Origin of the sequence: Halobacillus faecis (assembly GCF_007991335.1) — a bacterium.
GTDB lineage: Bacteria > Bacillota > Bacilli > Bacillales > Halobacillaceae > Halobacillus > Halobacillus faecis.
The window spans coordinates 50,362-70,504 of record NZ_BJYD01000003.1 but is presented as its reverse complement, the minus strand read 5'-3'; the positions used below and the strand labels follow the sequence as shown (position 1 = coordinate 70,504).

Annotated in this window: 20 protein-coding genes; 2 read left to right on the top strand and 18 right to left on the bottom strand. The window is 42.8% G+C overall.

Features of this window, described 5'->3' with window-relative positions:
• Positions 1-146: 146 nt before the first annotated feature.
• The 15 genes from HFA01_RS01405 to gpr all read right to left on the bottom strand — a co-directional run bounded on the left by HFA01_RS01405 (position 147) and on the right by gpr (position 15,130).
• Positions 147-593: a GatB/YqeY domain-containing protein gene (locus HFA01_RS01405; protein ID WP_146812806.1), complete on the bottom strand. Its 447-nt coding sequence runs from the start codon at positions 591-593 to the stop codon at positions 147-149.
• Positions 594-613: 20 nt separating this feature from the next.
• Positions 614-787: a 30S ribosomal protein S21 gene (gene rpsU / locus HFA01_RS01400; RefSeq protein ID WP_008638284.1), complete on the bottom strand. Its 174-nt coding sequence runs from the start codon at positions 785-787 to the stop codon at positions 614-616.
• A 94-nt stretch (positions 788-881) separates the two neighbouring features.
• Positions 882-1,451: a flavin reductase family protein gene (locus HFA01_RS01395; RefSeq protein WP_146812805.1), complete on the bottom strand. Its 570-nt coding sequence runs from the start codon at positions 1,449-1,451 to the stop codon at positions 882-884.
• A gap of 165 nt (positions 1,452-1,616) precedes the next feature.
• Positions 1,617-2,288 carry a deoxyribose-phosphate aldolase gene (gene deoC / locus HFA01_RS01390; RefSeq protein WP_146812804.1) on the bottom strand — a complete coding sequence of 224 codons (672 nt, stop codon included), beginning with the start codon at positions 2,286-2,288 and terminating at the stop codon, positions 1,617-1,619.
• A gap of 90 nt (positions 2,289-2,378) precedes the next feature.
• A complete protein-coding gene (locus HFA01_RS01385; RefSeq protein ID WP_146812803.1) occupies positions 2,379-3,128 on the bottom strand; it encodes a 16S rRNA (uracil(1498)-N(3))-methyltransferase in 750 nt (249 codons plus the stop codon).
• Between the two features lie 4 nt (positions 3,129-3,132).
• Entirely contained in the window at positions 3,133-4,071 is a 939-nt protein-coding gene (gene prmA / locus HFA01_RS01380) for a 50S ribosomal protein L11 methyltransferase (protein ID WP_146812802.1), read from the bottom strand.
• Positions 4,072-4,216: 145 nt separating this feature from the next.
• A complete protein-coding gene (gene dnaJ / locus HFA01_RS01375; protein ID WP_146812801.1) occupies positions 4,217-5,347 on the bottom strand; it encodes a molecular chaperone DnaJ in 1,131 nt (376 codons plus the stop codon).
• Positions 5,348-5,490: 143 nt separating this feature from the next.
• Positions 5,491-7,323, bottom strand: a complete 1,833-nt coding sequence (gene dnaK, locus HFA01_RS01370) for a molecular chaperone DnaK (RefSeq protein ID WP_146812800.1) — start codon at positions 7,321-7,323, stop codon at positions 5,491-5,493.
• 44 nt (positions 7,324-7,367) lie between these two features.
• Positions 7,368-7,898: a nucleotide exchange factor GrpE gene (gene grpE, locus HFA01_RS01365; protein WP_146812799.1), complete on the bottom strand. Its 531-nt coding sequence runs from the start codon at positions 7,896-7,898 to the stop codon at positions 7,368-7,370.
• Positions 7,899-8,009: 111 nt separating this feature from the next.
• A complete protein-coding gene (gene hrcA, locus HFA01_RS01360; RefSeq protein WP_146812798.1) occupies positions 8,010-9,032 on the bottom strand; it encodes a heat-inducible transcriptional repressor HrcA in 1,023 nt (340 codons plus the stop codon).
• Between the two features lie 322 nt (positions 9,033-9,354).
• Positions 9,355-10,494, bottom strand: a complete 1,140-nt coding sequence (gene hemW / locus HFA01_RS01355; protein WP_146812797.1) for a radical SAM family heme chaperone HemW — start codon at positions 10,492-10,494, stop codon at positions 9,355-9,357.
• Between the two features lie 73 nt (positions 10,495-10,567).
• On the bottom strand, positions 10,568-12,382 hold the full coding sequence (gene lepA, locus HFA01_RS01350; protein ID WP_146812796.1) for a translation elongation factor 4: 1,815 nt from the start codon (positions 12,380-12,382) through the stop codon (positions 10,568-10,570).
• 96 nt (positions 12,383-12,478) lie between these two features.
• Positions 12,479-12,796 (bottom strand): hypothetical protein, encoded by a 318-nt coding sequence (locus HFA01_RS01345; RefSeq protein ID WP_146812795.1) that lies wholly within the window; start codon positions 12,794-12,796, stop codon positions 12,479-12,481.
• A 15-nt stretch (positions 12,797-12,811) separates the two neighbouring features.
• Positions 12,812-13,960: a stage II sporulation protein P gene (gene spoIIP, locus HFA01_RS01340; protein ID WP_146812794.1), complete on the bottom strand. Its 1,149-nt coding sequence runs from the start codon at positions 13,958-13,960 to the stop codon at positions 12,812-12,814.
• Positions 13,961-14,041: 81 nt separating this feature from the next.
• Positions 14,042-15,130, bottom strand: a complete 1,089-nt coding sequence (gpr, locus tag HFA01_RS01335; RefSeq protein WP_146812793.1) for a GPR endopeptidase — start codon at positions 15,128-15,130, stop codon at positions 14,042-14,044.
• Positions 15,131-15,291: 161 nt separating this feature from the next.
• Between gpr and rpsT the strand changes: the two genes are divergently transcribed.
• A complete protein-coding gene (gene rpsT / locus HFA01_RS01330) occupies positions 15,292-15,552 on the top strand; it encodes a 30S ribosomal protein S20 (protein WP_146812792.1) in 261 nt (86 codons plus the stop codon).
• Between the two features lie 210 nt (positions 15,553-15,762).
• Here rpsT and holA read toward each other — a convergent pair whose 3' ends face one another.
• Complete coding sequence (gene holA / locus HFA01_RS01325; protein WP_146812791.1) at positions 15,763-16,782, bottom strand: DNA polymerase III subunit delta; 1,020 nt, start codon at positions 16,780-16,782, stop codon at positions 15,763-15,765.
• A gap of 348 nt (positions 16,783-17,130) precedes the next feature.
• Here holA and HFA01_RS01320 point away from each other — a divergent pair, with 348 nt between their 5' ends.
• Positions 17,131-17,265: a YqzM family protein gene (locus HFA01_RS01320; RefSeq protein WP_089654323.1), complete on the top strand. Its 135-nt coding sequence runs from the start codon at positions 17,131-17,133 to the stop codon at positions 17,263-17,265.
• 43 nt (positions 17,266-17,308) lie between these two features.
• Here HFA01_RS01320 and HFA01_RS01315 read toward each other — a convergent pair whose 3' ends face one another.
• Both HFA01_RS01315 and HFA01_RS01310 read right to left on the bottom strand, forming a co-directional pair.
• A complete protein-coding gene (locus HFA01_RS01315; protein ID WP_167506125.1) occupies positions 17,309-19,576 on the bottom strand; it encodes a DNA internalization-related competence protein ComEC/Rec2 in 2,268 nt (755 codons plus the stop codon).
• Positions 19,573-20,130, bottom strand: a complete 558-nt coding sequence (locus tag HFA01_RS01310) for a ComE operon protein 2 (RefSeq protein ID WP_146812789.1) — start codon at positions 20,128-20,130, stop codon at positions 19,573-19,575. The genes HFA01_RS01315 and HFA01_RS01310 overlap by 4 nt, the downstream gene beginning before the upstream one ends.
• Positions 20,131-20,143: the final 13 nt, after the last annotated feature.

The window sequence follows — 20,143 nt, the reverse complement described above, 5'->3', positions numbered from 1 at the left end:
CTTTACAGGTAGCCTTCCCACCATATAATACGTTTACGAATCAAAAGCATGGTAGGTTTCAAAAAGTTTAATACTTTCATAAACGCGCCCAAGAGATGTTTAGCCTATGTAAAAAGGCCTCTCTTAACGAAGAGAGGCCTTTATATTTACGATAGTTGCTGAAGAACGAGCTTATTGACCTTGGTTCCGTCGGCCTTGCCCTTGACTTTAGGCATGACGGCACTCATGACTTTACCCATGTCACTCTTAGAAGTAGCGCCTACTTCTTGAATCGTCTCATCAACGACTTGCTTGAGTTCTTCATCTGTCAGCTGTTTCGGCATATATACTTGTAAAATCTCAATTTCACGTTCGAGTCCTTCTACAAGATCTTCACGTCCAGCTTCTTTGAATTCATGGAGGGAATCATTTCTCTGCTTTACCTCACGAGATAAAACAGTCAATTCTTCTTCTTCAGATAATGAGTCTTTTCCCAGTTTTATGGCTTCATTCTGCATAGAAGCTTTCACCATGCGGATCGTCGATAGTCTTTCCTTATCGCGGGCTTTCATGGCTGTTTTCATGTCCTGGGTGAGACGGTCTGTAATTGTCATCTCTTCAACACCCTCTTTAATTACTTACGCTTTCTAGCCGCCTCAGACTTTTTCTTACGGCGTACGCTAGGCTTATCGTAATATTCACGCTTACGATATTCCGCTAATGTACCACTTTTTGATACATCACGCTTAAAGCGACGAAGAGCATCTTCAAGAGACTCGTTTTTACGAACGCGAGTTGTTTTTGACATGCTAATTTCCCTCCCTCCGAAGCAAACAAAACTGTTTCTCTTGTATGGGAACCCCCCATACCTTTGACAATTATATTATATGCATGTCATATGGTCAACTTTTTTTAAAAGATAAAGGGTCTTTAACTTCACTGATCTGTACCTCTTCATTCAGCCTCATGTAACTTGAACGCCCGAGGTAGAGCGGAATGTTCAAGTTTTCAAAATTCGGCAAACCATTCTCAAGAAAATTTTCTTCCTTGTAGTGGCACCCAACAATATCTCCGATTACCCACTCATGATCCCCTGTATTTACGATTTGGTGGACTCTACACTCGTACGCTAGATAGGCATCCTCAATCAGAGGAAACCCCTCTAGTTCCATTGTCCAAGACTGATTGTAAGTATGATTCTTATCAACATCAACCCCTGAAACAGTCCCACTATACTGGATGAAACCGGCTTCTTCAAAAGGGAGGAAGTTGATCGTAAACCGGTTTGATTGTTTAACCATGTTATATGTATGCCTTTCTCTTCCTATTGCTACACCATACATGGGTGGTGTCATGGATAAGTAAGCATGCCAACCGGCAGCCATAAAGTTAACCTTTCCTTCGTTAAAAACTCCCACTACCGCTACCATACCAGGATAACTATGCATCTTGACGTGATCCTTCCTGTTCATCTCATCCCTCTCCCTTCCTTTACCACCTTTTCCTATCACCATTAAAGTCAAATCCCTATTCGTTCTCCCATTGTAGCGCTCAATTGTGAAAGAGTCGATCTCTTCTTAAAAGGAGATATTTGTAAAAGAAGCCATCTCCTAATGGAGATGGCTTCTTTCGTATTATTAATAATCAGAAGTTCCTTGTTCGCCGTTGACGATAGCAATCCCAGAACTTGCACCGATACGAGTGGCACCAGCTTCAATCATCGCTTTTGCACCTTCGTAGTCGCGCACTCCGCCAGAAGCTTTCACACCCATGTCCGGGCCGACAGTTTTACGCATGAGGCTGATGTCCTCAACCGTTGCTCCTCCACCAGAGAAACCTGTGGATGTTTTAACAAAATCTGCTCCAGCAGCCTTCGCGAGTTCACATGCTACTACTTTTTCATCCTCTGTAAGAAGGGAAGTTTCAATGATTACTTTGACAATTGCTTTTCCTTCCGCTTCACGAACAACGGCTTCGATATCTTGTTGAACAAGTTCTTTATTTCCCGATTTCAACTCACCGATGTTGATCACCATATCGACTTCCGTTGCGCCTTTTTCAATCGCTTGCTTTGTTTCGAAAGCCTTTGTCTCTTTGGTGGTTGCCCCTAATGGGAAGCCAATGACTGTACAAACTTTCACATCTGTACCATCTAGTAGTTCTGCACAGTAAGAAACCCAGTGAGGGTTAACACAAACAGAAGCAAAGTTGTTTTCTTTTGCTTCCTCACAAATTTGTGTGATTTTATCTTTAGCTGTATCAGGTTTAAGCTGTGTATGATCAATCATTTTAGCTAAATTTTGTTCCATTCTTGAATCGCCCTTTCAAAATTAAGTTGTTCGTACATCTCTTATATTCTAGCATGAAAGCGATTAAAATGCGAGCTTGCCTATGCGGATTCAAAATTCTTCCAACATATAAGAAAGACTCGAAAGAAAATAGAGAGGCGCGGTTTCCATACGTAGTATTCTTGGTCCTAGTCGAATGGACTTGAATCCTTCGTTTGATAGCTTTTCCACTTCACCTTCAGAAAATCCACCTTCTGGTCCAAAAGCCACTAAAACCGTTTGTCCTCGTTTCAATGGTTGGAACGATTCACTTAACGACTCGGACTTTTGCTGTCTCGCCTCATCAGCATAGCCGAAAAAGCAGTGGTCATAATGGGTTTTCATTTCTAAAAGCTGGTGAAGACTATGGACACTTTGAACTTCAGGCACGACGGTTCGCTCGGATTGTTCACTCGCTTCTTTGGATATTTTCTGCAATCTTTCAATTTTCTTGACTGCTTTTTTATTATCCCATTTGGCAACGGAGCGATCGGCTTGATAAGGAATGAAAACAGACGCCCCAAGTTCTGTTCCTTTTTGGACAATTTGCTCCAGCTTATCTCCTTTTCCAAGACTCGCTACGATCGTCACACGGACGGGAAGTTCCCGGTCTTCCTCCATCCATTTAACCACACAACAATGAACATCGTCCTGAGCCACTTTTGTGATTTTGCATAAAGCGGGACCTTTTTCTGGATGGATCGCGACTAGGTTGTCCCCTTCCCTCATCCGCATTACTCTTACAATATGATGGGTGTCTTCCCCATTCACATAAAGGGTATTATCGTTCCAACATTCTTGATCAACAAAATATCGTTGCATGCAATCACTCCGGTTTTTTAGCGATGATGCTGACCCAGTCTTCCATCATGTTTGTCTCTACAATTTCAAAACCTGATTGAACCAACTGCTCTCGAACCATTTCCTTACGTCCAGAAATAATTCCACAAGTGATGAAATATCCTCCAGGCTTGACAACACGATAGGCATCATCTGTAAACTTGACGATAATCTCTGCGAGAATGTTCGAGACAATTAAGTCCGCTTCCCAGTCTACCCCCTCAAGAAGGTCATTGAGTTTAGATGTGACTTTATCTTCTACACCATTTAATGCAGCATTATTTCTTGTACTTGAAACGGCTACATCATCTAAATCATAAGCATACGCATGTTCGGCGCCTAAAAGGACCGATGCTACACTTAAAATTCCGGATCCAGCTCCGACATCAATTACCTTATCTCCTTTTTCTAAGTACTGCTCCAAGGCTTGTATGCTAAGAACTGTAGTCGGGTGCGTACCTGTTCCAAAAGCCATGCCAGGATCCATTTCAATAATGATTTCATCACTGGATACCGGTGTGTAGTCTTCCCAAGTCGGGATGATTGTGATCTTTTCTGAAATTTTGACTGGTTTATAATACTTTTTCCACGCGGTTGCCCAGTCTTCTTCATGAATTTCACTGATTGTCACATGATTATGCCCGATATCAATGCCAAATTCTGTCAGGTTTGATACCGTTTGTTTAATTCCATCAACGGTTTCACCAAGAAAACTGTTCATAGGTAGGTAGGCTTTTACATACACCCCTTCTGCCGGATAATCGTCTGGATTCAATTCATAAATTTCTCCCAGCTTTGTTTTCTTTCTTTTCATATCTGCCGGGTCTTCGATGACGACGCCACTCGCTCCTGACTCATGGAGAATGTTCGATACAGGTTCAACTGCTTCTGTTGTCGTATGGATACATACTTCAGACCATTTCATTGATGATCCACCCTCTTCATTATTTTTTTCTAAGTACTTATGGATAGTTAACCAGACTCTCAAGATAAAAAGTGCCTGCACGAGAGAACGGGAAATTCCATGAACTACCCATCAACCAATCGTACAGACACCTTCCTTTTAACCTTTAGCTGTCTCCTTTAAACGCACGTTTCATACGTTCGAAAAAGTTCCCGTGCTGCTCATCTGTTGCCTCATTACCACTAATATCATTAAATTCACGGAGCAATTCTTTCTGTCTTTCCGTCAAATTCTTAGGAGTGATGACTTTCATCTTCACATGCTGGTCACCTTGACCACGGCCGTGGACGTTCGGTGCACCTTTTTCTTTCAGACGGAATGTCTTTCCAGTTTGCGTTCCTGCAGGCACTTTCAACTTCACATTCCCGTGTACGGTAGGAACTTCAATTTCATCGCCAAGTGCTGCTTGCGCAAAGGTAAGAGGAATCTCACAGAAAATGTGATCGCCTTCGCGTTGGAAGAATTCATGAGGCTGGACGCGGATGACTACGAACAAGTCACCAGCAGGACCTCCATTAGCTCCTTCTTCTCCTTTACCCTGCACACGAATTTGTTGACCGTCATCAATACCTGCTGGGATATCGAGGTGAATTTTCTTGCGCTTTTTCACACGGCCATCGCCGCCACAGGTGTTACATTTGTCTTTAATGAATTTCCCTGTTCCTTGACAGTGATGACAAACGCGACGATTGACCACCCGGCCAAATGGTGTGTTCTGCTCCTGATTGACCTGCCCGGAACCTTGGCAGTGAGAGCAAGTTTCAGGTGATGTTCCTGGCTTAGCACCGGAACCATCACAAGTGTCACACTCTTCCTCCATCGGGATTTCGATATCGGTAGACTTACCGAAAATAGACTCTTCGAACTGGAGAGTCATCGTATATTGCAGGTCTGCACCTTTACGTGGGGCGTTCGGGTCACGGCGTCGGCCACCGCCACCAAAGAACATGTCGAAAATATCGCCGAAGCCGCCGAAATCTTCTGCGCCTCCACCGAAACCGCCAAAGCCGCCCTGGTTCGGACCGGCATGACCGAATTGGTCATATTGGGCACGTTTTTGCTGGTCGCTTAATGTTTCATAAGCTTCTTTCGCTTCTTTGAACTTTTCAGAAGCATTTTCTTCCTCACTGACGTCTGGGTGGTACTTACGCGCCAGCTTACGGTAGGCTTTCTTTATTTCATCTTTGGAAGCATCCTTGGACACGCCAAGGACTTCATAATAATCACGTTTACTCACTTGTCGATCACTCTCCCGGACGCTATTACATAAGGTTTATATTAACATTGAAAATCTAGGCAGGCAAACATCACCTGTTTGCCTACTCATGAAAAAAGTCAAAGTCAAGAAGAACCTGACTTTGACTTTTTTTCTACCTTTTCTTACTTCTTGTTCTCATCGTCGTTAACTTCTTCATAATCCGCATCAACGACATCATCGTCAGCTCCGCCACCTTCTTGGCCTTGAGCAGCTTCCGCTTGTGCTTGGGCTTGCTCATAAAGCTTCACAGAAAGAGCTTGCACTTGTTCTTGAAGTGCTTCTTTCTTCTCTTTGATCGCTTCTAGATCTTCCCCTTCAAGGGCAGTCTGAAGTTCTTCTTTCGCAGATTCAGCTTTTTGTTTTTCTTCTTCACTTACTTGTTCACCAAGATCCTTGATGGTCTTGTCTGTAGTGAAGATCAGCTGGTCCGCTTCGTTGCGAAGTTCAATCGCTTCACGTTTCTTCTTGTCTTCTTCAGCGTTTTCTTCCGCCTGACGAACCATTTCTTCTACTTCCTCGTCAGAAAGGCCGGAAGAAGACTTGATCGTGATGGATTGTTCTTTGTTTGTACCCATGTCTTTCGCACGTACGTTAACGATTCCGTTGGCATCAATGTCGAAGCTTACTTCGATTTGAGGCACACCGCGTGGTGCTGGTGGAATATCTGTCAACTGGAAACGACCAAGTGTCTTGTTATCTTGAGCCATTTCACGCTCACCCTGCAAGACGTGGATATCAACAGCTGTCTGGTTGTCAGCAGCAGTTGAGAACACTTGAGAGTGGCTTGTTGGAATTGTCGTGTTACGTTCGATCAATTTCGTTGTTACGCCACCCATTGTTTCGATTCCAAGGGAAAGTGGAGTGACGTCAAGAAGTACTACGTCCTTCACATCTCCTTGAAGTACACCACCTTGGATGGAGGCACCAAGGGCTACAACCTCATCAGGGTTTACACCTTTAGAAGGTTCTTTGCCGATTTCTTTCTTAATAGCTTCTTGTACAGCTGGAATACGAGTAGATCCCCCAACAAGGATAACTTTGTGGATGTCGCTTGCACTCATGCTAGCATCTTTAAGCGCTTGACGTGTCGGTTTCATAGAACGCTCAACAAGGTCAGATGCAAGCTCTTCGAATTTAGCACGAGTCAAGTTCATCTCAAGGTGAAGCGGCCCCGCTTCTCCTGCAGTGATGAATGGAAGAGAAATTTGTGTTTGGGCAACGCCGGAAAGGTCTTTCTTCGCTTTTTCAGCCGCGTCTTTCAGGCGCTGTTTTGCCATTTTATCCTGGGACAAATCAATGCCGTTTTCTTTTTTGAATTCAGCTACCATGTGATCGATAATGACTTGGTCGAAATCATCTCCACCAAGACGGTTGTCACCGGCTGTAGAAATAACTTCAAATGTTCCATCGCCAATTTCAAGAATGGATACGTCAAATGTACCGCCACCAAGGTCATAAACAAGAATCGTTTGATCCTGGTCTTCTTTATCAATGCCGTAAGCAAGTGCAGCTGCTGTCGGCTCATTGATGATACGCTCGACTTCAAGGCCGGCAATTTTACCAGCATCTTTTGTAGCCTGACGCTCAGCATCGTTGAAGTAAGCTGGAACTGTGATGATTGCCTTATCTACTGTTTCTCCAAGATAGTCTTCTGCATAGTTCTTGATGTACTGAAGAATGATAGCAGAAACTTCTTGAGGCGTGTATTCTTTACCTTCAACTTCTACCTTGTAGTCTGTTCCCATATGACGTTTGATAGAAAGAATCGTGTTCGGGTTTGTAATCGCCTGACGTTTAGCGACCTCCCCTACTTGACGTTCACCATTCTTGAATGCAACAGCAGATGGAGTTGTACGGTTTCCTTCAGGGTTAGGAATTACTTTCGCTTCTCCACCCTCCATTACTGCTACACAAGAGTTTGTTGTACCTAAGTCAATACCAATGATTTTACCCATGGTTAAATGTCCTCCTTTACGTACTCGTTCATAAGATTAATTTTTTACTGGTTTACTTTTACCATTGATGGTCGGATGACCCGATCTTTCAGGCGATATCCTTTTTGCAACTCTTCGACGACGATATTACTTTCATAATTTTCGTCTTCGACTTGCATGATTGCCTGATGCATATGAGGGTCGAACTCTTCCCCTTCAGCAGGAATTTCTTCGACACCTTCTTTTTCTAGAGCTGCTTTAAACTGGTCATAAACCATTTTCATACCATTTGCAAAGTTTTTGGCGGCATCGCCATCCACTTCTACTTGGAGAGCTCTTTCAAAGTTATCCAAAGCCGGTATCAATTCCTCTACCAGGCTCTGGGATCTATATTTCCTATCCGCCTCTTTCTCTTTTTGAGTACGGCGGCGGAAATTATCATAATCCGCTTGCAAACGAAGCAGTCGATTATTGATTTCTTCTTTTTCCTGACGAAGCTTTTCCAGCTCATCTGTCTCTTCTACTACTGTTTGTTCAGATTCCTCATTTTGAGTTTCATCTTTCTCATCAATGATCTCTTGTTTGTTCTCTTCCACGACTTCCACCTCCTACTTTCCATTACACCGTTACTGACTATAACATGAATCCTTATCCTGAAAAAGCATGAGACATAAGATACGCTCGAGCACTTGGCCCTTTGTACCGCCCTAATACCAGCCGCGGAAAGTATCTGTCATGTGCTTGGATAAGACGTTCATCAATGAAAACATTCGGTTATACTCCATCCGAGTCGGACCTAAGAGGGCAATCGTACCCACTTGATCATTCCCGAGCTGATAACTTGCTGTAATCAGACTGCAGTTTTGCATAGCATCAAAAGGGTTTTCTTGTCCAATTCGGACTTGAATCCCTTCTTTACCAGTCCTTAGCAAGTCAGCCATCTCACTTTCCCGTTCGATGGTAGCATATAAAGACCTGACTTTATCAAGGTCCCTGAATTCAGGTTGCATGAGAATGTTTGTCTTTCCACCAATGTACAGTTTCGTCGGATGCTCATCCACAAGAGCTGCACGCAAATACTGAAAAGCTTCTTCGTGATGATCTGTATGTGTTTTTAGTAGATCATTGATCTCAGAATAGAGTTTTTCATGCAATTTTACCAACGGGACTCCTTGGAGTCGGCTGTTTAGAATGTTAACCATCTTTTCCAGATCTGCACCCTTGATTTCAACAGGAACGTTGAAAGCGCGATGCTCCACATGACCGGTATCCGTAACTAAAATCGCAATAGCAGACTGATCAGATAATGGGACGATCTGCAATTGCTTTAGTTTTGTTTCAAATACTTCAGGTCCGAGAACGATGGATGTGTAGTTCGTCAAATCGGAGAGAATACCTGCTGACTTTTGAACCACACGTTCAAACTCCATCATTTTATCATCGAATGCTTCCCTAATGGTCACAATCTCTTGACTAGAAAGGCGCAATGGAGAAAGAAGATGGTCGACATAGAAACGATACCCTTTTTCAGAAGGCACCCTTCCTGAAGAAGAATGAGTTTTTTCAATAAAACCCAATTCCTCTAAATCAGCCATTTCATTCCTTATCGTTGCTGAACTGAATGTTACAGCATCTTTTTTGGCTATTGACCGTGAACCTACAGGTTGTGCGGTCAGAATGAAATCATCAATAATGACTTGCAAAATGAGCAATTGTCTATCTGTTAACATCGATGATCACCCCTGTTAGCACTCGTTTGAAGTGAGTGCTAAATCTAATAATAAATTATCAAAAGGGTTGAGGGATGTCAACGGATAAACCTCTTTTTTTTAATCGTTCCTCAAGGTCCTTCTTCTCTCTTAAAAAATGCCCCTTTTAAACTCCAATTTGCGGTTCCCTATAGCATCCGTATGGAAGATAAGAAATTTAGTTCGTTACTTAGAGAAGCAGGGATGAAGGAGGGATGTCTCTCAAGGTCCTCTTGCCTCCTCCCCCCTCTTTCCCCTGCCATGTTAAAGCAAACAATTTTAATAAAGAGAAATGTTCGTTTGATTATTCATCCAATAAAAACTCTTGGAAAACTTCATTACCAAGAATGCGTCCCTTGGATGTAAGACGGATATGGTCTGTTTCTTCTGCTATTAACGAACGCTCTTTCAGCTCTGTCAGCTTATTGCCAAACACATCGACAAGTGTTTTCCCATACTTTTGATGGAAGAGTTCTTTTGAAACCCCTCTAGTTTTTCGCAAGCCCAGAAACATTTCTTCCTCCAACTGCTCTTTGAGGCCAATAGGTTCCTCATGAAGGACAGGCTTCCCATCTTCCGTAGCTTTCTTAACATAGGCAGGCAAAGGGCGGATATTAATTGTCCGCTTTCCCGGAAGGTACCCGTGGGCACCCGCTCCGATGCCATAATAATATTCATTATTCCAGTATGTCAGGTTGTGTTTACTTTCAAACCCGGGCTTTGCGAAGTTACTGATCTCATATTGCACAGCACCAGCTTCTGCTAATTTACGCTGTAACAACTCATACATTTCTGCCTCATCATCTTCCTTAGCCTTGGTGAGCTTACCCTTTTTATACCGTTGATAAAACACAGTTTTCGGTTCAATTTGCAGAGAATAGGAAGAGTAATGCGGCAAACCGAATTGCACCGCTTCATCAATGGTCTTTTCAAAGTCTTCCACCGTCTGTCCAGGGAGAGCGTACATAAGATCTATGCTCACATTCGTCAACCCCGCTTGAACGAGACGATCGATATTCGTATAAACATCTTTCACCTTGTGGACACGGCCAATCTTTTCAAGCATCTCATCATCGAAAACTTGAACGCCGAGTGATATGCGATCGACACCATACGCCTTCAACAAACGTACTTTTTCGACATCTAAGTCTCCCGGGTTTGCTTCAAAGGTGTACTCTTCACAGCCAGAAATATCAAAATGATCATCAATCATTTTCAAAAGCTTTTCTAACTGCTTGTGGTTCACGGCTGTCGGAGTTCCACCACCGACAAAAATGGTTCGCACGTCCGCTTTTTCTCCCGGGATATAGGTGTGAATTTCTTTTTCAAGGGCCTCCAAATAGTCGTCTGCCAGACGCTCATTATAGAAAAACTTCGTAAAATCACAATAGTGACAAATCTGCTGACAGAAAGGGATGTGTATATATGCGGATGGGATTTTCATGGTTGTTACCACCTTTCATAAGGAAAACCGCAAGAGAAGAATCTCCTGCGGTTTCAACTGTCTTCCTTTAGCTTTAATCTTCGTTCAAATCAAGGACGGACATGAAGGCTTCTTGTGGGACCTCAACAGATCCAACCATCTTCATGCGCTTCTTCCCTTCTTTTTGCTTTTCAAGCAATTTACGCTTTCGGGAAATGTCTCCACCGTAACATTTGGAAAGAACGTTTTTACGCATCGCTTTGATCGTCGTTCGAGCAACGATTTTATTTCCGATGGCGGCTTGGACAGGAACTTCAAATTGCTGTCTTGGAATTAATTCCTTAAGCTTTTCAGCAATGAGCTTCCCACGTTCGTACGCAAAGTCACGGTGTACGATGAAGGACAATGCATCAATGGTATCCCCATTCAACAAGATATCCATTTTCACCAGATTCGACACGCGATACCCAATCAACTCATAATCAAAGGATGCATACCCTTTTGTTTGGGATTTCAAGGAATCAAAGAAATCATAAACAATTTCAGACAATGGAATCTCATAAACGATATTGACCCTGTTGTCATCCAGATACTGCATATCCATGAAATTGCCGCGCTTCCGTTGACAGATTTCCATAACTGGACCGACATAATCGTTCGGTACCATGACCGTTGCCTTAACAAAAGGTTCCTGAACTTCTTCAAGTTTCTGGTTATCCGGCATCATGGAAGGGTTATCGACATTTATGACAGATCCATCCGTAAGGGTCACCTGATAAATAACACTTGGAGCTGTCGTAATAAGGTCGATCTTATATTCCCGTTCGATACGTTCTTGGATGATTTCCATATGAAGCATTCCTAAGAAACCACAACGGAACCCAAAACCAAGTGCCTGGGAAGTTTCAGGCTCGAATTGAAGGGAGGAATCATTAAGTTCCAAGCGTTCAAGAGCATCTCTAAGGTCATTGTATTTGCTCGCATCAACTGGATACATTCCACAGAATACCATCGGATTCATCTTTTTATATCCAGGCAGCGGTTCGGTAGCAGGATTTTTAGCAAGCGTAATGGTATCCCCCACACGGCTGTCGCCAATATTCTTGATTGATGCCGTTAAATAACCGACATCCCCAACATTTAACTCTTTCAATGGGGTAGGAGTCGGACGGAAAACGCCTAGTTCATTCACTTCGAACTCTTTGCCGGTGGCCATCATTTTAATTTTATCCCCAAGTTTGATAGAGCCTTCACGAACACACGTATAGGCTACGACACCTCTATAGGAATCGTACAAGGAGTCGAAAATCAGAGCCTTCGTCGGGTCTTTTGCATCGCCCTGTGGAGCCGGAATATCACTTACGATCCGTTCTAAAATCTCATCGATCCCTACTCCTTCTTTAGCAGAAGCAAGAATGGCATCAGAAGCATCGATCCCGATGACATCTTCAATTTCTTGTTTGATACGTTCAGGATCAGCGCCTGGAAGGTCAATTTTATTAATGACCGGGATAATTTCTAAGTCGTTTTCCAATGCCAGGTAAACATTGGCTAATGTTTGTGCTTCTATTCCCTGTGCAGCATCTACAACCAGGATCGCACCTTCACAGGCCGCTAAACTACGAGAGACCTCATATGTAAAGTCGACGTGGCCTGGGGTATCGATTAAGTGGAACGTATAATCCTGTCCATCGTTCGCTTCATAAGACAATTGAACGGCATTTAATTTAATCGTGATTCCACGTTCACGTTCAAGATCCATCGCGTCAAGGAATTGTTCCTTCATTTCTCTTTGGGTTAGTGCTTTCGTTTTTTCCAGAATACGGTCTGCAAGTGTCGATTTCCCGTGGTCGATATGGGCAATAATCGAAAAATTGCGGACCCTTTCTTGTTTAGATTGTGCTGTCAACTTAAATCACTCCTACTGAATTCGACACAAATATCTAGGTTGATTATAGCAATACGGCAAGCATTATTCAATGTAAACCCCAACAACATCTGAATCTTATTCCCCTGCCTGAATAATTTCAGACAAAACAACGATGACTCCATTGAAGCTTGAAGCTACCCCTTGCCCCATTTCTCCTGCAAGTTGTGAGATCCAGGGCGGCCCAGTATCTATCTTAGGAGGAGCGCAAAAATCATCGGTACCCGGTGGTGGGGATGGTTGCTCTTCTACCCTGTGGTCAATTTCTTGCTCTGATTTTTCAGTCGTCACCACAGCGGGGCGGTCATCCAGCTTTTCGTTTGTTTTATCAATGCCATAAAAAGCTCCCGTAATAAAAACAACGACAACGATGAGTCCCCCCGCCAACCATTTCATTGTGCCCCTCCTCCATTACTCTGTGGATACCTTTTCATCTTCAAAATAATAATCACTGAAAACTTCCGCCATAACATCTGCCGAACGGTACAATTCGTCTAAATGATTATAAACACCACCAAATTCAATGAGTATGGCATTCGGATGTAAGTCCTGGTTATAGATGCCATCTACACCTGAACCCTTTTTCGTTATAACACCTCGGCTGATCCCTGGATATTTCTCCTCCAAAAGCTGATGGATTTTGGATGCGAGTTGCAAGTTTTGTTCATATTGGGGGTGTTCAGCCCCTATGACGAAGGCAAAACGCGCGTAGTTCTTACCATTGATCGTCGTTGTGGTGTGTTCCTTGGAAAGGGAATCCCTATGAAGGTCAAACAAGTACTGGATGCCTCCATTCTGACTGATGGCTTCTTCCACCACAGGCCTCATCGCATCGTAAGATTGATAATATTTCATGCCTTTTTCATTTCTTAAAGCAGCTACATCTGTCGTATCAACAATTGCTCCAATCCCTCTTTTTTCTAACCCTGCACCAAGACGTTCTCCGATAAGAGTAATATTCACTTTTCCATCATGGTCCGTGGACTCATCCGGTAAGTGTGGATAGAAGGATTCTGTGTTATGGGTGTGGTAAATATAAACACGATCTTCACCCACCGGCCTCTCTTCTTGCTTTCCTTCATCTTCGTTTGTTTCTTCCACCTCTCCTTCCTCTCCGCGGTCATCTACAATCATAGGAGGTTCTGACTCAATAGGGAGTGTAGAGTAGTCTGTCCCTTTACCAGCAATGATAATTTGACTGTTATAAGAAGATAATCCCGGAATTTCTCTTCCTAGGAGGCTTCTTGGATCATTGGGTGTAAGGCTTGTAAGTAATTGAAAAGACAATGTCGTTAGACTAGGGATTCGATTCCCTTCAGGGTGGGCATCTTTGAATGCGCGGTTTTCCATTTCAAAGAGATATAAAAAAGCACTGCCTTCAAGCTTGGTTGTCCATTCTTGTATCGTACTTGAATAAATACGATAGGTCGTTTTTGCACCTGTAAGAATACCAATACCAATAAACAATAAAAGCAAAACGGTGACTGCGATGATGGTCCATCTTGTCCCCTGCTTCATATAGCTTTTCTTATTTTTCTTCATAATTGGGTAACGAGACATGAAAAATCCTCCCCCTCATCCACTATCTAGTAAATGGTATGAGAGAGAGGAATTTAATAGAACCTCTCTATTAAATCATTATTAAAAATTAGATTGTGCTTCGCCATCTTCTATACCCGGATGCAAAGCCCCATTGATCCCCTTCGCGATGACATGCGCCATATCCTGAATGAAGCTGTCCACCTCTTTAGGGGTAACCATCAAATTATGGCCAAGTGGGGTCAGCACTTCCTTAATCAGTTGTTTCTTTTCCACCTCTTCTAATTGGCCAAACATGCCCATAACCGCTTTGCTTTGCTCCTCATTCGGATGGTCTTCATCTGTCAGCGTCTTTCTTTCAAACGGGTTCATGGCGGGCGACAATGCATTTGAAGGGCGATCTTTTTCCCGCCACTCTCTGCCAAAATGTTTTAACACATAATCAATGGCATCACTCGTAATTGTCACGGCATCTACTACTGTTGGCACTCCAATGGAAATCACAGGGATGCCGTATGTCTCTCTGCTGATTTCTTTCCGCTTGTTGCCTACCCCGGACCCAGGATGAATCCCTGTATCAGAAAGTTGTATAGTCGCATTGATACGATTGATCGAACGTGAAGCAAGGGCATCGATGACCAAAACAAAATCCGGCTTCGTCTGTTCAATGATCCCATGAACCATATCACTCGTCTCAATACCTGTTACGCCCATAACCCCGGGAGTGAAAGCAGAAACAGGTCGGTAACCATCAGATACGGTTTCGGGATGAAGCTCAAATAAGTGGCTCGTAACATAGACTTCTTCTGTCACTAATGGTCCCAGAGCATCTGGCGTCACATTATGATTACCAAGTCCGACAATTAAACCCCGGTCCATTTCTTTTATTCCACATTCATTCATTAATTTCCTTAACTGTCCGGATAATGTCTTTGCTAAGTTCACTTGTAATTGCTGATCCTGCTTACGAATAGCGAGTGATTCCAACGTGACATAATGCCCCGCCTTTTTCCCGATCCGTTCAGCTCCTGCTTCATCTACCGTTACATACGTAATCTTAATATCGTTTTTTTCGTTTTCATGGACCTCCACCCCATCAGAATCTGAGGATCCCGGTTCATCTTTCACATTCATCTCCTGAGCTTCAAGCGCCAGGTCCGTTCTTAATGTGTAGTCGAAATTTTCCTCCATTCAACTCAACCTCCTTAAGAAAATCTTCTCCCAAGCAGATAAAAACTATGCAAATGAAGGGATTCATATATAGATAAGTATTGAAAACAGCGTACCGCTCTGGTAAAATGTCTCTTGTTCGATATGAATGAGTCTTTTGTTTTTACCTAGGAGGTGAAACTATGCCTAATATTAAATCAGCGAAAAAACGTGTACGTACGAATGATGACGCTCGTTCTTTGAATGCAGCTTTCAAATCTGACATGCGTACAGCGGTTAAACGTGTAGAAAAGCTTGTTGAAAGCAAGGATGTGGAGAACGCGAAAGAAGCACTTCCTACAGCGGTTAAGAAAATCGACAAAGCTGTTCAACGTGGTGCCCTTCCTACAAATACAGGGAACCGTAAAAAATCCCGCCTAACAAAACTAGTCAACGCATTATAATTCATTCGTAATTTATGACCAACAGACGATCCTTCTTTTTGGAATGGGTCGTTTTTACATGAACGAAGCCCTCCGAGTTATCGGAGGGCTTCTTTTCATTATTTTTTCACTGACAAATTATATTGGAGACACAGCTTTTAGAGAAGAAAGTTCAAAACGATCCGCCCAACTCCAACTCACAACAAAATTTTAATTCGTCCGATATGGAGATTACGAAGAGACAGGGGTGTTTTGCTTAATGTTGATCAATCGATAGAGGAGCATTTCAAAAGCCAAGGCTTTCTCCATTTTCCCCTGTTTCAGGTTGTAATCCGTTTCTGCAAGTTGATTCATAATTTGATCCAGTTCCTGTTGAGTGAAGGCACGCTCCCTTTTCAACGCCATTTTTATGACGTATGGATGGGCCTTGATATAACTTTTCATTTGATTCTGGCCGTACCCTTTTTGCTTGAGGACTTTCGCTTGACTGATAATCCTGAATTGAGATGCAAGAAGGGCCGTTAAAGCAATCGGCTCTTCATTCAGTTTTTCCAGATCCTTATAAATCCGAATGGCTCGGCCCAAATCTTTTTCCATGACGGCATCGACAAGTTTAAGCCCTGATGCTTCTGCACTGTGGGAAAGAAGCTGTTCTGCGATTTCTCTTGTGACTACTCCGCCTTCTCCGACATACAAAGCCAGTTTTTCCATCTCTTTTCTAAGCGCCATAAGATTTGCACCAATCTCCTGAGTGAACAGTTCATGAATTTCCGAGGGGACGGTGATATGTAAATCGTTCGCTAAAGTTTGGATCCATTTGTCAACGTCCCATTCTTTCACCGGCTGGCAACTGATGGCTTCTCCATTCTTTTTTAATTGTTTAAAAACTTTTTTCCGTTCATCCAGCTTTTCATATGGAGCAATTAGAATTAACACGGTGTATTCAGCAGGATTTTGAAGGTATTCCAAAAGTACTTCCGTGTCATGTTCAAACGGAAGTTTATCCGGTTTCGCCTTTAAAAAGACGGGGTGATTGGCAATGACAATTTTCCCTTCACCAAGGAATGGAAAGGTTTCTGCATCTGTAATGACATCCTCGATGGGGGTCTCCTCTAAATCATACTGGGAGATGTTAAACTCCCGATCTTCTTTCTTTAACGTTTTTTCAATGATTTTATTTTTATGCTCCTGAATTAAATAGGATTCTTCTCCATATAATAAGTACACTTGTGATTGTTTTACATTGACCATAAAGTGGTTGTCCTTCCTTTATAAAAAAAGAGTACGGCGCCCCATAATGGGGAACTCAGTGTCACCATTTTATGTTTCTTTAGAAATTCTGTCAAAATGGTGTGCTGATGTCGCCGTATGAACCATCTATATAAACGCCATTCCAAAAGCCCCGGGAGCTCTTGGAGAGGACGATGTTGTTCCTCTCTTGCGTTTAGTTTGACCGCTTACAGGAGAATTATCTGTGACAAGTCTTGCTAGGAGTGGGAAAGGTATGAATCATCGATAAAATTCGTTTTCATGCCCGGTAAATGTAGATTTTTGGTTAAAAATGGACTATACTTAATAATTGATATAGGAGGGGTAACAGTGAACGAGTTTAAAAACGATATTCAATCCAAAACTAATGATGTGATCGACTCTGGGTTAGGGTTTGTATTTTCATTTGTTTTCTTCTTCGTCATCTTCTTCATCGGTGTTTTGTTTTCTTTTCTTGGACAGTAATGAAATGCAAAACCGGAAGGCTGCTGTTTTCGGCAGTCTTTTTTTATTCTCTGCTCGCATTATACGGGATAAACGTTGAAAACGTTCCACTTTGCCCAGAAAAAATGTATTGAACGGAACCATGCCGATTGGTCTGAAGCAAAATGACCCCGTGTTCGGATAACCTTTCCACGACCTCTTCGTGAGGATGGCCGTAGCGATTGTCCACTCCCGCAGAAATCAAGCCGATTTTTGGCTGCAGCCCATTCAGCAGTTCCTCTGAAGTGGATGTATGGCTTCCATGATGAGCCACTTTTAAGACATCTGTCTGCAACGACAATTTCCTCTTTACGATGTCCTTTTCAATCGGAGCAGATATATCTCCTGTAAAGAACCACCACTTCCCTCCCAACAGGCTATTCAACACGAGTGAATTGTCGTTTGGGTCCCCTTGGTCTTCACCCTCGACCGGATGCACCACATGAAATTCATACCCTCCAATCCAAATGCTCTGTCCTGAGCTTACTTTCTCAATGCCAACTCCGTATTCCTCTGAATGAAAAGGACTTACATAAATGCGGCCAACACTCATTTCATCAAGGATGAAAGGGACACTTCCACTGTGATCAGAATCTTCGTGAGTAATGAACAGAGCATCAATTTGCTGAATACCTCTTGATTTTAAAAACGGTAGAATCACCTCAATTGCCGTTTTTTCTTTATTCGTAGAAAAAACCGGTGGCCCCGCCGCATCAATCATAATGACTCCATTTCTCTGTGGAAGCTCTATCACAAAGGAATCCCCCTGCCCCACATCCAACATGGTTACGACTCCTTCCTTAGTAAAATATGGAATCAAACTATAATAAACAAATACAAAAACAACGGCCAGGGATGCCAGGAATGCTTTCCCCTTTTCCTTCCGTTCCCATTTTTTCATCATAATTACGAAAAAGGCTGTGTACAAGAAGATGTATATGGAGGGAAGCTCACCAATGACCCATGGGTAATCGAAAGGATCGGATTGTGTGATGAGGAAAGATACAACAAATTCATGAATGATTGAAAAGGCATCGGAAAGGAATGTGCATAGAGACGGAAGTAAAAAAGAAAGGAGAAAAATAGCCATCAATAGGGGGATGACAAAGAATGAAAAATACGGGACAGCAATCATATTAATCCATAAAGAAAAAGGCTGAAACTCATAAAAATAATGGACCTGTAGAGCAAGGAGGGAGAGCTGGCTCACCAACCCTATAATCGCAGACTGCATCCACTTACTCTCATATTGCTTCAACACCGGAGTTGTAAGCAATAAACTGAAGGTGACTAAAAATGAAAATTGAAAACCTAGATGATAAAAATATGAAGGGGAAGAAATTAACAAGAAGAAACAGGTGAAGGATAGAAGGTCAATAATAGGGATCTTTTTTTGGAATGAAGCTGTGGAGATAAGAAGAACACCCATAAGTCCAGCACGCATGACAGATGGAGCACCACCTGATATAAACATGTAAAAAGGTAAAAGGGCAAGCAAGAAGAGCTTGGATTGCTTCTTTGTTGCTATGCCTGTCCGGTAGAGAAGAAAGTAAGTCCCTCCAAGTGTCAGTCCAACGTGCAATCCTGATATGGCGAGGATATGGGATAAATTAAACTCTCTAAACCATTCAATTGTCGAAGAATCGATCAGCCTGGTATCTCCGAAAATCAGAGCCTCCATCCATACATAAGTAGTTGGGTGGACACGCTCCTTCACAGACATTTTTAATTGTTCTCTTGTGTCATACAAATGACTGATCCACGATTCTCCTTGACACTGTAGAAACGCTTCATCTTGGAGTAGAATCTGAACATAAATTCCTTTGCCTGCCATATGAGCACGATAATCGAATTGACCCGGATTGCGTGCACTATCGAAAGGCTTCACCTCTCCTTTCACCTTACAGAGAGCCCCATGTTTCAAACTTTCGGGGGGAGGATCATTTGGTTTTTCTTTCACATACCGAATGAGCATTTTACCAGCATCCCCTTCCAATACGACGGTGAAAGCATGAGTACTTTCCGTCACATCAGATACAATTTCACCTTCCACGGCATCGTCATCAAGGGATTGAGGAGAAAAAGGAGAGGAATCAAGTGAGAGGTGGAAGTACCCACCTATCCCGAATAGAAGGAGGAAGAAGAGAAAGAGGAGGTTTCGACGAAAACTGAACAACCAAAAAACAAAAACAATCCCAACGACATAAAAAGGAAAACCTTGTTGAATAGATAACACCCCGCCAAGCACAAAGGCTATGACGGGAAGATGCCAGGACCCTCTCACGATGATCACTGTTTGTCCAATTTTAAAAGTTGTGAAGCTTCGTGTACGAGTTGTTCTGACTCAGGGTCGCCGTTCGACTCGAGTTTCTCAAGCATTTGCCGTATGAGAAGCTTTTGTTTCTGTTGGAGTGGCTCCGTTTCTACAGGGACCTTTTGCATACGGACACCTGCCTGTTGCAACACCTCAATCGCATAGGGGTCATTTTTATAATCTTCGCTATAATAGACGGCTTTCATTCCTGCTTGAATAATTGCCTTCGTACAGTGCAAACATGGAAAGTGAGTGACATAGATCTCTGCTCCTTCTGTAGCAACACCGAACTTGGAACACTGAAGGAGTGCGTTCATCTCAGCATGTATGGTACGGACACAATGACCATCCACAACATAGCAACCCTCATCGATACAATGTACCCCCCCTGAGACGCTTCCATTGTATCCCCCGGCAATCATACGCTTATCTCTTACAATGACCGCTCCTACAGCTAACCTTTGACAGGTACTGCGTGATTTTAATAAATAGCTTTGTGACATGAAGTATTGATTCCAAGTAATCCGCTCCATTATGTAACCCCCA

Bases quoted from the DNA above. Each gene is read 5' to 3' on its own strand.
- spoIIP (WP_146812794.1), bottom strand. From the start codon at position 13,960: ATGTCTCGTTACCCAATTATGAAGAAAAATAAGAAAAGCTATATGAAG.
- hemW (WP_146812797.1), bottom strand. From the start codon at position 10,494: ATGAAAATCCCATCCGCATATATACACATCCCTTTCTGTCAGCAGATT.
- rpsU (WP_008638284.1), bottom strand. From the start codon at position 787: ATGTCAAAAACAACTCGCGTTCGTAAAAACGAGTCTCTTGAAGATGCT.
- prmA (WP_146812802.1), bottom strand. From the start codon at position 4,071: ATGAAATGGTCTGAAGTATGTATCCATACGACAACAGAAGCAGTTGAA.
- gpr (WP_146812793.1), bottom strand. From the start codon at position 15,130: ATGGAGGAAAATTTCGACTACACATTAAGAACGGACCTGGCGCTTGAA.
- HFA01_RS01405 (WP_146812806.1), bottom strand. From the start codon at position 593: ATGACAATTACAGACCGTCTCACCCAGGACATGAAAACAGCCATGAAA.
- holA (WP_146812791.1), bottom strand. From the start codon at position 16,782: ATGGTCAATGTAAAACAATCACAAGTGTACTTATTATATGGAGAAGAA.
- hrcA (WP_146812798.1), bottom strand. From the start codon at position 9,032: ATGTTAACAGATAGACAATTGCTCATTTTGCAAGTCATTATTGATGAT.
- HFA01_RS01310 (WP_146812789.1), bottom strand. From the start codon at position 20,130: ATGGAGCGGATTACTTGGAATCAATACTTCATGTCACAAAGCTATTTA.
- HFA01_RS01385 (WP_146812803.1), bottom strand. From the start codon at position 3,128: ATGCAACGATATTTTGTTGATCAAGAATGTTGGAACGATAATACCCTT.
- dnaK (WP_146812800.1), bottom strand. From the start codon at position 7,323: ATGGGTAAAATCATTGGTATTGACTTAGGTACAACAAACTCTTGTGTA.
- deoC (WP_146812804.1), bottom strand. From the start codon at position 2,288: ATGGAACAAAATTTAGCTAAAATGATTGATCATACACAGCTTAAACCT.
- rpsT (WP_146812792.1), top strand. From the start codon at position 15,292: ATGCCTAATATTAAATCAGCGAAAAAACGTGTACGTACGAATGATGAC.
- HFA01_RS01345 (WP_146812795.1), bottom strand. From the start codon at position 12,796: ATGAAATGGTTGGCGGGGGGACTCATCGTTGTCGTTGTTTTTATTACG.
- HFA01_RS01395 (WP_146812805.1), bottom strand. From the start codon at position 1,451: ATGAACAGGAAGGATCACGTCAAGATGCATAGTTATCCTGGTATGGTA.